We start from the raw sequence: 14,916 nt of genomic DNA, 5'->3' as shown, positions 1-14,916 counted from the left end.
GCGGGACCCGGCGGCGTTCTACGTCAGGGGCCGGACTCCCTGGCCACCGCGGCCCGGCGGACCTTGCCCAGGGCGCTCCTGGGCAGCGAGGCGACGAACTCGATGCGCCCCGGCACCTGGTGCGGCAGCAGCCGGTCGCGGCAGTGCGCGGTGAGCTCCGCCGGGCCGAGCCCGTTGCGGGGCACCACGGCGGCCCGCACCTGCTCGCTCGTCCCGGCCACCGCCTCGCCCCACACCACCGCCTCGGCCACTGCCGGGTGGGCCAGCAGCACCCGCTCGACCTCAGTGGGATTGACCTTCTTGCCGCCCACGTTGATGAACGAGTCCTTGCGCCCGACCAGGTGCAGCCGGCCCTCGGCGTCGGTGCGGGCCAGGTCCCCCGTCACGTACCAGCCGTCGCGGAAGGCCTGCGCGGTGGCGTCGGGCCGGTCCAGATAGTGACTGAACATCGCGGGGGTACGCACCAGAAGGCTGCCGGTGGCGCCGGGCGGCACCGGCCGGCCCGCCTCGTCCAGCAGCCGGACCCGCACCCCCCGAACCGGCCGGCCCACCCCGGGCACGGGCCCGCTCCCGTCGCCGGCGGGTCCATGGTCCCGGGAGGTCTGCGCGGCGATCACCCCGGCCTCGGTGCTGCCGTAGACCTCGCACACGTCCCGGCCGCAGTGCTCGCGGAAGCGGTCGGCCACCGCGGCGGGCAGCGGGGCGCCGGAGGACAGGCACAACCGCAGCGCCCCGGGCACCGCGGGCTGCCCGGCGGCGGGTGCGGCGGCCGAGCGGGCCAGCAGGTCGTAGGCCAGCGGAGTGCCCACCAGCACGGTGCAGGCGTGGTCGTGCAGAATCCGCAGCAGGCGGGCCGGCACAAACCGGCCCGGCAGCACCAGTTGCGCACCCGAGAACAGGGCGGTGACCAGTCCCGCGACCATCCCGAAGGAGTGCAGCAGCGGGACGGCGGCCAGTACGCGGTCGGCCGGGGTGATGCCGTAGGTGTGGGCGTAGTTCTCCCCGCCGTGCACCAGATTGCGCTGGGAGTGCACGGCGGCCTTGGGCTCGCCGGTCGATCCGGAGGTGTAGAGGTACAGGAACGGTGCGTCCGGCTCGGGCCCGGCCGGCAGCGGCGGCCCCTCGGGCGCGGGACCCGGCCCCGGGCGGGCGAGCAGCTCCTCGACGGACACCAGGCCGCCGCTGCCGGCCGAGCCGGTCCGCAGGGCGCGCAGCTTCGCCTCGTGGCCGATGAGGGTCAGCGGGCCCAGCTGCCCGCGCAGAGCGAGCAGTTGGGGCGCGCCCACATCCGGCTCCAGGGGCACCAGGCGCAGCCCGGCGCGGGCCGCGGCCAGGAAGGCCACGGCGCACTCCAGGGTGTTCTCGAAGAGCAGCCCCACCGTGCCCGCGCCCGCGCCGCCGGCCGGGTCGGCGGTGGCGCCGGTGCGGCCGGGTGCCGAGGTGTGCACCGGCAACCGCCGCGCCGCCGCCAGCACCCGCTCCCGCAGCCCGGCGAAGGTGACGGCCTGGTCCCCGTGGCGCACCGCAATGGACTCGGGGCGGCTCTGTGCCGCCCGGCGCACCAGTTCCCACAGGGTGCCCGGGCTCGGGTTTTCAGCCGCTGACGACATCGACCGCTCCTTCCTCCGGCGCGGGGCTGCGCCCCTGCACCACGGTGTCGGCCGGCGCTTCGTCGGCCGGATCGAGATCGGGCCGCTGGTGGCGGAAGTACCGCTCGTACAGCCGGCTGTAGGCGCCGCCGCGGCCGAGCAGCGTGGCGTGGTCGCCCTGTTCGATCAGCCGCCCGCCGTCGACGACGACGATCCGGTCGGCCTTGCGTACGGTCGGCAGGCGGTGTGCCACCACCACGGTGGTGCGCCCGGCCGCGAGCGTGTCCAGGCCCTCCTGGATCTGGGCCTCGGTCAGCGGGTCGATGCTGGCGGTGGCCTCGTCGAGGACGAGGACCGGGGCGTCCTGGAGGAAGACCCGGGCCAGGGCGATGATCTGCCGCTGTCCCGTGGACAGATTGCGCCCGCCCTCGTCGGTGGCGGTGTCCAGCCCCTGCGGCAGCTGTGCCAGCCAGTCGCCGCCGGCGACGGCGCGGGCGGCGGCCTCGACCGCGGCGCGGTCCGCGTCCGGGCGGCCCAGGGCGATGTTGTCCGCGACGGTCCCGGAGAAGAGGAACGGCGTCTGGGTGACCACTCCCAGGCACCGCCGGTACTCGTCCAGGTCCAGGGTCCGTACGTCCTGGCCGTCGGCCAGGATGCTGCCCTCCTGGAATTCGTACGCGCGGGTCAGCAGCCGTACCAGACTGGACTTGCCGGCGCCCGTGTGCCCGACCAGTGCCACGCTCTCGCCTGCGGCGATCCTCAGGTCGATGTCCTGGAGCACCGGCCGGTCGGCGTGGTAGCCGAAGGAGACTCCGCGCAGCTCCAGCTCGCCGCGCAGCCGGGGCACGGGCCGCTGTCCGGTCTGCCGTACCGCGCTCTCGCGGTCGATCAGCGAGAAGATCCGCTCGCCGGCGGCCAGCCCCTGCTGGAGCTGGTTCCAGAAGGAGGCGATGCTGGTCAGCGGGGACCAGAACAGGGCCAGCGCCTCGAGGAACAGCACCCATTCACCGGCCGAGAGCGCGCCCGAGTCCACGAACCGCCCGCCCAGCAGCACCACCGCGACCGTGCCCAGGCCGGTCAGCGAGATCAGCAGCGGGAAGACGCCGCTGAACAGCCGGTTGAGCCGCACGCTGGCCGTGAACCACTGCCCGTTGACCTCCCGCAGCCCCTCTTCGGCCGCCCGCTCGCCGCGGTGGTTGCGCGCCACGGCGATGCCCCGCAGGGTCTCGTGGACATACCCGCCGACCTCGGCCAGGGCCCGCTGCTGCGCCAGCGAGGCGACGCGCGCCCGGCTGCGGAAGGCGAGGCTGACGGCCACGATCACGGCGGCCACGGCGGCGGTGACCAGCGCCAGCGGCACATGGATCAGGAACAGCGCCGCCATCAGCACGACCACCATCAGCACCTGGCCCAGGAGCGAGAGCACCATGGTCAGGAGCGCGGCGAAGGACTGGGTGTCGTTGGTGACCCGGCTGACCAGGGCGCCGGTGGGATGGGTGTCGTAGAAGGCCATGTCCTGGCGGGTGGCCGCGTGGAAGGCGTCCTGGCGCAGCTTCAGCACCACATCGCCGACCAGCGTGCCGGTCAGGCGCTGCTGGAGGAAGGTGAACAGCCAGGCCGCCGTGCCCGCCAGCAGGATCGCCGCCACCAGGCGGGTCACCGTGCCCCCGGAGCCGTCGGCCACGGCCCGGTCCACGGTACGGGCGAGCAGTACCGGCACTGCGCTGCCGGCGACCGCGGCCACCACCACGGCGGCGGTCACGAAGGCCACCACCGCTCCGCGCCCCCGGAAGTACGGCGTGATCCGGCGCACCAACTGCCGGTCGCCGTAGCGGCGGTCGACGCCGCCGGCCCCCGGGGCCCCCTCGGGCCCGTACGCGTCCTCGCCCTCGGGCTCCTCCGGCACGATGCCGTCCAGCAGGTGTGCCATCAGTGGGTGCCTCCGTTCGTGTAGGGCGCGAAGATCCGGCGGTAGAACGCGCAGTCCTGCAGCAGCTGTTCATGGCCGCCCTGGCCGACGATCCGGCCGCGGTCGAGGACGAGGATGTGGTCGGCCGCCCGGATCCGGGACAGCCTCGGGGTGATCAGGAAGGTGGTGCGCCCGGCCGCGGCCCGCCGCATCGCCAGCTGCAGTTCGTGCTCGGTGACGCTGTCGACGGCGCTGGTCGCGTCGTCGACGGCCAGGATGCGCGGATCGGTCACCAGCGCCCGCCCGATGGCCAGGCGTTGGCGCTGCCCGCCCGAGAGCGTCATTCCGCGCTCCCCGACCAGGGTGTCGTAGCCCTGGGGGCCCGCCACGATGAACTCGTGCGCCTGGGCGGTACGGGCCGCCTCCTCCAGGCGTGCCCGGTCGACGTCCGGGCCCGCGCCGAAGGCGAGGTTCTCGGCGATGCTGCGGGAGAACAGCACCACGTCCTGCTCGATCACGGCGATCTGCGCGCGCAGGGAGGCCGGGTCCCAGGCGGCGCAGTCCACGCCGTCGATCAGGACCCGCCCCTCGTCGGGTGAGTAGGTGCGGTTGAGCAGCTGGAGGAGCGTCGACTTGCCGCTTCCGGTGGACCCGACCACCGCCACCGTGCTGCCCGGTGCGATGCGGAAGGACACGTTGCGCAGCACCGGTGAGGAGCTGTCGTATCCGAAGGTGACGTTCTCCATCACCACCTCGCCGGTGATGCGCGCCGCGTGGCCTCCGCCGCGCTCGTCCTCGCCCTCCCGGTCGTTGATGATCTCCAGGATGCGCTCCGCCCCGGACAGTCCGAAGTAGATGAGTCCGATACTGAAGGAGGCGAGCTGGGTGGGGGCCCGAAGGGTTCCCATCAGGCCCAGTACGGCGACCAGTTCGCCGACGCTGAGCGAGCCGGCCCGCAGCAGGTGGACGGCGTGCAGCAGGGCGCCGGCCGTGGCCAGCGTCAGCAGCAGCGGCGGGAGGGACAGGGCCTGGGCGTGCGCCTGGCGCACGGCGGCGTCCCGGTATTCGGCGGCCAGCCGGTTGAAGCGCCCGCGTTCCTGGCCGGCGCCGCCGGTGGACTCGACCACCTCGATCCCGTCCAGGCTCTCGGTGGCCTGCGCGCTCATCGCACCGAAGCGCTCCCGGACGAGGTCCGAGGCCGGCTCCAGCCGCCGGCCGTGTTCCCACAGGGCCAGTGCGAAGAACAGGACGAACAGGCCGGGGGAGAGCAGCAGGCGCGGGTCGATCAGGGCGATGAAGACCAGCGGCATGGCGATGTTGAGCGTCAGATCGACGGCCATGTCGAAGCCGGGTGACACCATAAGGTTGAGCGCCTCGGCGTCCCCGGTGGCGCGCGCCGAGAGGTCTCCGGTGCGGTGCCGGTTGAAGAAGCCCTGGCGCTTGCGCAGCAGGCTCGCGAAGACCCCGGCGCGGGCGTCCCGTTCGAGGCCGCTGGCGAAGGTCTCCAGGCTGTAGGTGGCGGCGATGCCGCACACCCCGCGGACCAGGACCAGCAGGAGCAGCCCCGCGGTCACGGCGTGGAAGGTGCCCATGTCGGGTCCCGCCCCGCCGTCTTCCAGGACGGCGTCGAAGGCGAGTCCCACGACGAGCGGCACGGCCGCGGTCAGCGACTGCCAGAAGAGGCTGCCGAGCAGGTGTACGGAGATGTACCAGCGGTAGCGCCGCAGGTGGGAGCGCAGCCAGCGGCCCACGGTCTGCGGGGTCTCGGAATTCCGGGCGGTCCCGGTTAATTCCCCGGTGTTTTTCTGGGTTTTTTCCATGTGGGCATCCACGGCAGTCGGAATTTATGGTCGGGCGCGCCGTGGGATGGAAGGTACTCGTTTTTCGAGAAAAACGCACCCGGCCGATCGGTGTCCGGTTTGTGTGGAAATAAGCGGGGTGGCCGAATCTTGCCAGTCCCTGGTTGTTGCACATGGGTTGCAGGTGCAGAGTGGGGGTAATGGTCCAAATGGGCCGATCAGCCCCCCTTGTGTGTCCCCCATAAGGAGCAAAGTGACCCAGGTAGCGTGTGGCACAGCCGCCCCGGGGCGGCAACTGGTCGTCGCGACCCTCGTGTGTGACGGCATGCTGCGACTCGGCCTCAGAGCTATTTTGTCGACGATGCAGATCGCCGGTGAAGTCCTTCACTGCGAGAGCTGGTACGGGGTCGACGAAGCCCTGCGGACCAGCGATGTCGACGTTTTATTTGTCCACGAGTCGGATTTCATTCCCGACTGTGAGGTGCCCGCCGACGTAGGGGGCCGGCGGCCGAGGATTCTGCTCCTGCTGAGCGGGCCGGACGTCGACGAGAAGATACTCTCCGGCCGCTGCGCACCGGACGGTTTCCTGGTCCAGGGCGAGCTGACCGCGGCCGTGGTCGAGGACGCCCTCCAGCGCATGGACCGCGGCGAGGTGCCCATGCCGCCCTCGCTCGCCCGCCTCCTGCTGGACCGCGCTGGCGGGGTGGGCCAGCCCCGGCACCGGCGTGACATCGCCCTGACCGCGCGGGAGAACGAGGTGCTGCTGCTCCTCGCCGAGGGCCTGAGCAACAAGCAGATCGCCCGCAGGCTGCAGATTTCCAGCCATGGTGCCAAACGGATCGTCGCCAGCCTGCTGCTGAAGCTGGGGGCGCCCAACCGGACTTCCGCCGTGGTCACCGCCATCCAGGCGGGCCTGCTCAAGTACTAGAGCCCGCCGGGCGAACCGATGAACGGAAAGGATGCCTGTCGTGGCAGAAGTCGTCCGGCGCCGAATTCCCTTCGGCGGACGGCGGTCCATCACCGCACCGGCCACCTGCGCACAGCGCCAGATGTGGAATCTGATCCGGCAGGAGCTGCCGGACGCCGCCTTCTACGATTTCTGCCTCCCGGTGGCCCTTCCGGCCGGCTGCGCGGTACGGGACGTGCTCGCCGCCACCGGTGAACTCCTGCGCCGGCACGAGTCGTTGCGCACCGCCTTCGGCACGGCGGCGGACGGCACCCTGGTGCAGCGGGTCGTGCACTCCGGCACCTTCGAGGCCGAGATCTGCACCGCCGGGCCGGCCGAGGACCCGCAGTCCGTCCTCGCCGCCTGGCGTGCGCGGATGCGCGAGCGCCCCTTCGACCTCGACGCCGGCCCGCCGCTGCGGGCCATGGTGGCCGTGGTCGACGGGACGCCCGTGCTCGCCGCGTACTGCGTCTCGCACCTGGCCGCGGACCTGATGTCCATGCGCCGGCTGACCGCGGAACTGACGCGGCTGGTGACCGCCCGCGTCACCGGCCGCCCGGGACCGCCGGCCGAGCCGGCCCGCCAGCCGGCCGAACAGGCCCGGTACGAGCGCTCGCCGCGCGGCCAGGCCCTGCTGGCCCGGGCCGACGCCTACTGGCAGCGCCAACTCGCCACCGTGCCGGCCACGATGTTCCCTGCGCCGGCCACATCGCCGCCGTCCGCCGCGCCGACCACCGCCCCGGTCCGCTACAGCGCCGCCATGGACTCCCGGGCGGCCTCCCTCGCCCTGCCCGTACTGGCCGAGCGGTGGCGGGTGAGCACCTCCGCCGTCCTCCTGACCGCCGTGGCCCTGCTGCTCGGCCGCCGGGCCGGGCTGCCGGCCTGCGCCTTCCGGCTGCTCTCGGCCAACCGCTCCGTACCCGAACTGCGCGCCGCGGTCGCCAACCTCCACCAGGAGGTCGTGGCCACCATCGACCTGCGCGGCGAGAGCGTACGGGAGATCGCCCGCGGCGCCTTCGCCGCCTGCACCACCGCCTACGCCAACGGCCTGTTCGACCCGGACCGGGCGGCGGAACTGCTCCGCGCGGCCGAGCGCGACCGGGGCACCCGCATCAGCCTGTCCTGCTGCTTCAACGACATCCGCCAGACCCACGAGGTGCGGGCCGCCGGGGCTCCCGCGCCGGCGCCCGCGGTGCGCGCGGCCATGGCCGACACCGTCGTGGAGCCCCACGGGTTCGAGGAGGCCGAGACCTTCTTCCTCGTCGTCGACGACGAAGAGCCCGGGTGGCTCCGGCTGGTGCTCAACGCCGATACCGCCGTGCTCACAGCGCCCGAGGTCCACGCCTTCCTCTACGACGTCGAGCGGCTGCTGGTGGAATGCGTCGAGGGCGTCGAGGGCGATGAGGGACGGACGGCCGGGCATCCGGTGTAGCCGTATGGCCATACCCCAAAGGAGGGGTGCCCGAAATTCCCGGACCCAGACAGACTGTTCCCGGGTCAATTCCGACGCGTACCCGCAACTGGACCGGAAAACGGATCGGGTGATACGGAACCGTGTTATCGGACTTCTCGCAGATACCCGTGGAGAATCCCGCCCTAGGCGAGGTGTTCGCCCACGCCCCCGTCACCACGGAACAGCACCTCGACGAGGTACTGGACGAGGTGTCCCGCGCCCACCCCCTGTGGGCGGCCCTCCCGGCCGCGGACCGCCGCCGGTACCTGCTCGGCTGCCGCGAGGCCATGCTGTCCGCCGCGGACCGGATCGCCGGACTGCTCACCCGGGAGCAGGGCAAGCCGCTACGGCACGCCCAGGCCGAAGTACGGCTCTCCGCCGACTGGTTCGCGCACACCGCCGCCCTCGCAACGGAGCCGGAGCCGGTGGCCCGGGAGAGCGGCGCCCGGATCACCCTGGAACGCGTACCGCACGGGGTGGTCGCCGCGATCGCCCCCTCCAACTACCCCGTCCTGCTGGCCGTCTGCAAGATCGCCCCGGCGCTGCTCGCGGGCAACACCGTCGTACTCAAACCCTCGCCCGTCACCCCGCTGTCCAGCCTGCTGCTGGGCGAGGTGCTCGGCGCGGTGCTGCCCGCCGGTACCTTCCGGGTGGTCAACGGCGAGGCCTCGCTCGGCTCCCGGCTCACCGGCCATCCGGCCGTCCGGCTGGTCTCCTTCACCGGCTCGACCGACACCGGGCGGGCCATCGCCCGGCAGGCCGCGGCCGACCTCAAACGGGTCGTTCTCGAACTCGGCGGCAACGACCCCGCGATCGTGCTGCCCGACGCGGACGTCGAGACCACGGCACGGCAGCTGTTCGACCGCGCCATGGTCAACAGCGGCCAGTTCTGCGCCGCGGTCAAACGCGTCTACATACCCAGAGAGCGCTCTCACGAATACGCCGAGGCCCTCGGCGCCCTGGCCCGCTCCGCCGTCCTCGGCGACGGCCTGGACCCCGCCACCGAACTCGGCCCGCTCGTCAGCCGGGCGCAGCTCACCCGGGTCTCCGCCCTGGTGGACGACGCGGTACGGGCCGGGGCACGACTCGTCGCCGGCGGCCGGACGGCACCCCGGCCGGGCCACTTCTACCTGCCCACCGTCGTCACCGGCCTGCCGGAGGGAACCGCACTGGAGGCCGAAGAGCAGTTCGGCCCGGTCATCCCGGTCATCGGCTACGACGATCCCGCCACGGTCGTCGCCCACGTCAACGCCTCGCCCTACGGCCTGGGCTGCTCCCTGTGGGGCGACCCGGACCGGGCCGACGCCCTCGCCCGGTCGCTGGACTGCGGAACCGTGTGGACCAACACGCACGGCGAGCTGCGCCACGACGTGCCGTTCGGCGGCCACCGCCACTCCGGGATCGGCGTCGAGTACGGCCACTGGGGGCTCCTCGAATACACCCAGATCAGAATCCACCACCCCGCGCCCCGCGAAGGCCTCGCGCCCCGCGCGGGAGATCAGGAGAGCTCATGAAGGACACCACCCCCCAAGGCGTCGGCGGCGCCGGGCTGGTCGATCTGTCCGGAGTCAACGTCTTCGTCGGCGGGCCCATCCAGCACGCGCTCCACGAAGGCGGCTTCCACGCCCCCTTGCGCCACGCCATCCACGACGTCATCGAGTCGGTGTCGGCCGCCAAGGGCACCGTCTTCTCCGCGCACGTCGCCGAGAAGTTCGGCGCGGACACCCCGCTGTTCACACCCGAGCAGGTCAGCGTCCGGGACCTGGGCTGGATGCGCCGCTGCGACGTCTTCGTCCCGGTCCTGCCCGTCGACACCGACGGCGACCTGATGCGCACCGACGGCACCCATGTCGAACTCGGCTGGGCCTCCGCACTCGGCAAACCCATCGTCGTCGTCACCCCCGTGCCCCTGGCCGCCAACGCCAGCCACCTGCTGCGCGGACTGCCCGCGGTGGCCGATGTCGCCGTCCTCGACCTCGCCTCGACCCGCCGCGACCCGGCCGAACTCCTCCTGCTGTTGCACAAGGTCACCCGGGAGGTCGTGATGTCGGAGTGACCCGCCTCCTGCACAACCCGGCGGCGGCCGAGATCCTCGGCCTGGCCCTGACCTCCCCCGTCGTCGTCGGCTCCGGCCTGCTCACCGACCAGGAACGCAACATCCGCCGGCTGCTCGCCGCCGGGGCGGGTGCCGTGGTCACCAAGACCATCCACCCCAACCCCGCCCCCTCGGGCAGCGAACGGCTGCTCCACCTGCCCACCGGCATGATCAACAGCACCACGTACTCCCGCCGCGGCATCGACCAGTGGTGCGCCATGCTGCGCCGCTTCGCCGCCGACCGACTGCCCGTCATCGCCTCCCTCCACGCCGACTCGCCGGCCGAACTCGCCGAACTGGCCGCCGCGGTGGCCGACACCGGCTGCCGCGCCCTCGAACTCGGCATCTCCTGCATGAACGAGGACGGCGGCCTCACCGACACCGCCGAACGCGTCGCCGCGTACACCGGCGCCGTGCGCAGCGTCACCACCCTGCCCTTCAGCGTCAAACTCGCCGCAGGGGAGCGGGTGCGCGAGCGCGTCGACGCCGCGGTGGCCGCCGGGGCCGATGCGATCACCCTCAGCGACACCATCGCCGGGCTCGCCGTCGACCCGAAGACCGGCCGGGTCCTGCTCGGGGGGACCTTCGGCTACTCGGGTCCCGGCATCAAACCGCTGGTGCTCGCCGAGATCTACGAGCTCCGCCGGTCCGGGGTCCAGGTCCCGCTGATGGGCAGCGGCGGGGTGCAGAGCGCGCCCGACGTGGCCGAGTACCTGAGCGTCGGCGCCGACGCCGTGCAGGTCTACACCGCACTGCACCGCAATATGCACGACTCCCTGGCGGGCATCCGCGAGGGCTTCGACGACTGGCTGCGCGACCACGGCGGCACGGTGGCCGCCCTGGTGGGGCGCAGCCTCCCGAAGGGGGAAGCATGACGGGCGTACGACACCGCGCCACTCAGGTGAGCTCGTACGGCGATCTGGCCAGCCCCGAGGTGCCGGCCGCACTGGACGGCGCCACCCTGGTCTGGCCCATCGGCGGACTGGAGCAGCACGGCCCCCACCTGCCGCTGTCGGTGGACTTCGACATCCCCGACGCACTGGCCCGGCAACTGACCGCGGACGTCGGCGGGGTGCTGCTGCCGGGGCAGCCCTTCTCCGCCCGCTCGCTGCCGCAGAGCGGCGGCGGGCTGCACTTCCCCGGCACCGTGCACATCGACGGCGCCACCTTCATCGACTACCTCACCCAGACCCTGCGGTCCCTCGGCCGGCTGGCACCGGCCCGGCTGGTCGTCGTCAACGGGCACTACGAGAACGAGGCGCTGCTGTTCGAGGCGATCGACGGATGCGACCCGGCCCGCACCTTCCCCGGCACCGAGGTCGTCGCCTTCAGCTGGTGGAGCCTGGTGGAGGACGACTGGCTGAGCGCGCACGCGCCGGGGTTCCCCGGCTGGCACGCCGAGCACGCCGCCCTGACCGAGACCAGCCTGATGATGTACCTGCGCCCCGAACTGGTCCGGGCGGTACGGGTCGACCACCCCACACCGCCGGCCGCCGGTGTCTACCGCCACCCCGTCGACGTGGACCGCATGTCCAGCCAGGGGGTGCTCTCCGCCACCACCGGATCCAGCGCCGAGCTGGGAGAACAGCTGTTCTGGCATGTGATGGACGGCATCCACCGGACCCTTTCTTCCAAGCAGAGGTGAGTCCCTTGCATCCGCCGGCAACCGAGCGCGACGAGTTCGAGGCCCGACTGCAGTCCCTCTTCGGGGACAAGCTCCGGCCCGTGGAGGAGTCCTTCGAGACCATCTCCCGGTTCAAGGACGGATCGTTCGCGATGGGGCATCTCGGGCTGATGCTCTACACCAACGGCTACAACGTCCGCGGCACCAGCACCCACCACCCCAACGGGCTGGTGTTCCACGACGGGGAGAACCTCTTCGGCGTCGGCTACTTCAGCAAGGAGGACGGCCCCGCCAAACACCTGCACATCGTGGCGCCCAAGGGACCCGACCGGATCGCGGCGGTGACCTCCTTCGTCGCCGCGGTGCGCGAGGCGGGCCTGGCCCGCACCACCGTCTACGTACGGCACCTCTCGCCGAGCGACCACGCGCTGTTCCTCGCCGCCGGCTTCGAGCCCGTCTCCAAGGACCCCTGGCACCCGGTCGCCCCCGAGGAGGACGAGACCCACCCCAACCGGGTCTACCACCTGGAGGAGATCCTGGAGCCGGAGGCCGGCGGGGGGCTGCGGGTCAGGAACCTCCCGGGCGAGGCCAACCGCAAGTACAAGAGCAAGAACCGCCTCGCCCACCGCCGTTTCGAGAACTTCCTCGCCCGCAACGACCACCTCGGCTTCCACGTCCTGCCCTACGGGCACAGCACCGCCGAGACCGCCAAGGCCCGCGGCATCGTCGAGGGCTACTTCGCGGCCCGCCGCGAGCAGGGCGAGGTCGTCGGCTCCACCCCCGAGGACTACCGGGCGCTGATCACCCAGCGGCCCGGCGGGCTCAACGAGCACGACTACTTCGCGTACCTCGGCAGCCTCACCGTCACGGGCGGGGAGGAGGTGCCGGTGATGTTCTTCGCCGGCGAACGCACCGCAGACCACCGCGCCTCGCTCTACTGCACGATGTCGATGCGCTTCCCGGAGCGGCTGACCGGGATCTTCAAGGACCCCACCGGCTTCACCGCGATACCCCAGTACGTCTGGCTGACCGTGTTCAAAAAGATGTGGAACCAGGGGATCCGAGAGGTCGACGCGGGCGGCTCCGAGGTCAAGGGCCTCGACGACCAGAAGCGGCAGCTGGGCGGCAGGCCCGAGAAGACCCACTGGGTCGTGTGCTGAAAGGACATCCCATGTCATCACCCACGTCACACGAAGACGCGGCGGACACCACCGACCGCGCCGGCTCCGCCGACTTCGACGTGTGCGTCGTCGGACTCGGGTACGTCGGCGTCACCCTCGCCGCCGCGCTGCTGTCCACCGGCAAACGGGTCCTGGGCCTCGAAACCGACCCCGAGGTGGCCGCCGACCTCGCCCGGGGCCGCCTGCGCCTGGCCGAACCCGGAGTCGAGGACCTCCTCAAGGAGAGCGCCGGGAACGGCACGTTCGCGGTCACCACCGACCTCGCCGGCGGCCCGCTCCCGCCCGTCGCCATCATCTGCGTCGGCACCCCCATCGAGGCCGGCGGCACCACCCCCGACCTGCGCCACCTCCGGTCGGCCGCCGAATCGGTCGCCGCCGCCGCGGATGAGGACACCCTGGTCATCGTGCGCAGTACGGTCCCGGTCGGCACCACCCGCGGCCTGGTGCTGCCCCTGCTCCGCCACCGCACCGCCCGGCCGCTGCTGGCCTTCTGCCCCGAACGCACCATCCAGGGCCGGGCACTCGCCGAACTCCTCTCCCTCCCGCAGATCGTCGGCGGGCTGACCGACGAAGCCGCCAAACTGGCCGCCGGATTCTTCGCCACGGTCAGCGGACAGGTCGTCCCGGTCTCCTCGCTGGAGGCCGCCGAACTGGTCAAGCTGGTCTGCAACACCCACACCGACCTCATCTACGGGTTCGGCAACGAGGTCGCACTGATCACCGAGACCCTCGGCCTCGACGCCATGGAGATCATCCGGTCCGCCAACCTCGACTACCCCCGGCCCGACATCAACAAGCCCGGCTTCGTCGGCGGCAGTTGCCTCACCAAGGACCCCTACCTGCTCGCGCACTCGCTCGCTCCGCACGGCCACACCCCGCACCTGATCAGGGCCGCCCGCACCCTCAACGAGTCCATGCCGCGCCGGGTCGGCGCCCGCGTCCTGGCCGCACTGCAGGAGCAGGGCCAGGACCCCGCCCGGGCCACGATCCTGGTCTCCGGGTTCGCGTACAAGGGCCGCCCGGAGACCGACGACCTGCGCGGCGCCCCGTACCAGCCGCTGCTGGAGTTCCTGCGCGGCCGGGTGGCGGAGATCGTCGGCCACGACTTCGTGGTCCCGCCCGCCCGTATCGAGGCCCTCGGAGTGCGTCCCGCCTCCCTGGCCGACGGCTTCACCGGCGCCCACGCCGCGCTCCTCCTCAACGACCACCCGTCCTACGGCGAACTGACCCCCGAAGACCTGGACGACCTGATCGCGCGGATGCACCCGCCGGCCCTGGTGTACGACACCTGGCGGGTCCTGCCGCCCACGACGAACGTAATGAGGCTCGGCAGTGCGTAAGAAGATCCTGATAACCGGCGGTGCGGGATTCATCGGCCTGCACCTGGCCGCCCGGCTCGCCCCCACCTGCGAGGTCACCCTCCTCGACGACTTCAGCCGGGGCCGGTCCGACCAGCGACTGGCCGACCTGCTCGGCCAGGTCACCCTGGTGGAACACGACCTGACCACCCCCGTGCCCCCCGGGCTGCTGCCCGGCGACTTCGCCGAGGTCTACCACCTGGCCGCCGTCGTGGGCGTCGTCCACTCCAACGAGCAGCCGCAGCGCGTCCTGCGCACCAACCTGCTCTCCACCGTCCACCTCCTCGACTGGTTCACCACCCTCCCCGACGCCACCTTCTGCTTCGCCTCCTCCAGCGAGGCGTACGCCGGCAGCGTCGAGGCAGGCGTGGCCCCCGTCCCCACCTCCGAGGACGTCCCGCTCCTGGTCCCCGACCCGGGCGTGGCCCGCTCCTCGTACGGCTTCAGCAAGATCGCCGGCGAGCAGCTGTGCCGCCACTACGCCCATGCGCACGGCTTCGCGCTGCGCATGGTCCGCTTCCACAACATCTACGGCCCCCGCATGGGATACGAGCACGTCATCCCGCAGTTCATCGAGCGCCTGCTCGGCGGGGCCGACCCCTTCGCGGTCTACGGCGCCGACCAGACCCGCGCCTTCTGTCACGTCGACGACGCCGTGGAGGCCATCGTCGCGCTGACCGCCCTGCCCGGCAAGGAAGCGCTCCTGGTCAACGTCGGCAACGACCGGGAGGAGATCCTCATCGCGGACCTCGCCCGGAAGATCTTCGACACGGCCGGCCTCCGGCCCGCCCTCGACCTCCGGCCCGCACCCCCGCTGTCCCCGGCCCGGCGCCTGCCGGACCTCACCCGGCTGCGCGAACTCACCGGCTACCGGCCGGGAGTGGACCTGGACGAGGGGCTGCGACGCACCTTCGCCTGGTACGCGCAGGACATCGCGGCCCGCGAAACGGGGCGGTGAGCGG

General features: G+C 72.3%; 12 protein-coding genes. 9 read left to right on the top strand and 3 right to left on the bottom strand.

From position 1 onward, the window contains the following. Positions 1 to 23: 23 nt before the first annotated feature. Genes DEJ50_RS01505 through DEJ50_RS01495 form a run of 3 tightly spaced genes read right to left on the bottom strand, consistent with a single transcriptional unit; the run spans position 24 to position 5,318 of the window. A complete protein-coding gene (locus DEJ50_RS01505; protein ID WP_150205606.1) occupies positions 24 to 1,610 on the bottom strand; it encodes a class I adenylate-forming enzyme family protein in 1,587 nt (528 codons plus the stop codon). Further along, entirely contained in the window at positions 1,594 to 3,519 is a 1,926-nt protein-coding gene (locus DEJ50_RS01500; RefSeq protein WP_150205605.1) for an ABC transporter ATP-binding protein, read from the bottom strand. Before DEJ50_RS01500 ends, DEJ50_RS01505 begins: the two co-directional genes overlap by 17 nt. Then, positions 3,519 to 5,318 (bottom strand): ABC transporter ATP-binding protein, encoded by a 1,800-nt coding sequence (locus DEJ50_RS01495; RefSeq protein ID WP_150205604.1) that lies wholly within the window; start codon positions 5,316 to 5,318, stop codon positions 3,519 to 3,521. Before DEJ50_RS01495 ends, DEJ50_RS01500 begins: the two co-directional genes overlap by 1 nt. A gap of 232 nt (positions 5,319 to 5,550) precedes the next feature. Here DEJ50_RS01495 and DEJ50_RS01490 point away from each other — a divergent pair, with 232 nt between their 5' ends. From DEJ50_RS01490 to DEJ50_RS01450, 9 genes are all read left to right on the top strand, one after another. Then, positions 5,551 to 6,225: a helix-turn-helix transcriptional regulator gene (locus tag DEJ50_RS01490; RefSeq protein WP_190344202.1), complete on the top strand. Its 675-nt coding sequence runs from the start codon at positions 5,551 to 5,553 to the stop codon at positions 6,223 to 6,225. Positions 6,226 to 6,265: 40 nt separating this feature from the next. After that, a complete protein-coding gene (locus tag DEJ50_RS01485) occupies positions 6,266 to 7,675 on the top strand; it encodes a condensation domain-containing protein (RefSeq protein ID WP_190344200.1) in 1,410 nt (469 codons plus the stop codon). A 149-nt stretch (positions 7,676 to 7,824) separates the two neighbouring features. Further along, on the top strand, positions 7,825 to 9,210 hold the full coding sequence (locus DEJ50_RS01480; RefSeq protein ID WP_263399164.1) for an aldehyde dehydrogenase family protein: 1,386 nt from the start codon (positions 7,825 to 7,827) through the stop codon (positions 9,208 to 9,210). Then, complete coding sequence (locus DEJ50_RS01475; protein WP_150205600.1) at positions 9,207 to 9,752, top strand: nucleoside 2-deoxyribosyltransferase; 546 nt, start codon at positions 9,207 to 9,209, stop codon at positions 9,750 to 9,752. The genes DEJ50_RS01480 and DEJ50_RS01475 overlap by 4 nt, the downstream gene beginning before the upstream one ends. Further along, positions 9,749 to 10,666 carry a dihydroorotate dehydrogenase gene (locus tag DEJ50_RS01470; RefSeq protein WP_223837517.1) on the top strand — a complete coding sequence of 306 codons (918 nt, stop codon included), beginning with the start codon at positions 9,749 to 9,751 and terminating at the stop codon, positions 10,664 to 10,666. The genes DEJ50_RS01475 and DEJ50_RS01470 overlap by 4 nt, the downstream gene beginning before the upstream one ends. Beyond that, positions 10,663 to 11,436 (top strand): creatininase family protein, encoded by a 774-nt coding sequence (locus tag DEJ50_RS01465; protein ID WP_150205599.1) that lies wholly within the window; start codon positions 10,663 to 10,665, stop codon positions 11,434 to 11,436. The genes DEJ50_RS01470 and DEJ50_RS01465 overlap by 4 nt, the downstream gene beginning before the upstream one ends. 5 nt (positions 11,437 to 11,441) lie before the next feature. Continuing rightward, on the top strand, positions 11,442 to 12,575 hold the full coding sequence (locus DEJ50_RS01460) for a hypothetical protein (protein WP_150205598.1): 1,134 nt from the start codon (positions 11,442 to 11,444) through the stop codon (positions 12,573 to 12,575). A gap of 11 nt (positions 12,576 to 12,586) precedes the next feature. After that, positions 12,587 to 13,936 (top strand): nucleotide sugar dehydrogenase, encoded by a 1,350-nt coding sequence (locus DEJ50_RS01455; RefSeq protein WP_150205597.1) that lies wholly within the window; start codon positions 12,587 to 12,589, stop codon positions 13,934 to 13,936. After that, a complete protein-coding gene (locus DEJ50_RS01450) occupies positions 13,929 to 14,912 on the top strand; it encodes an NAD-dependent epimerase/dehydratase family protein (protein WP_150205596.1) in 984 nt (327 codons plus the stop codon). Before DEJ50_RS01455 ends, DEJ50_RS01450 begins: the two co-directional genes overlap by 8 nt. Positions 14,913 to 14,916 lie beyond the last annotated feature (4 nt).

Origin of the sequence: Streptomyces venezuelae, assembly GCF_008642295.1 — a bacterium.
GTDB classification, from domain to species: Bacteria; Actinomycetota; Actinomycetes; order Streptomycetales; family Streptomycetaceae; genus Streptomyces; species Streptomyces venezuelae_C.
This window is presented reverse-complemented; position numbering and strand designations above follow the sequence as displayed.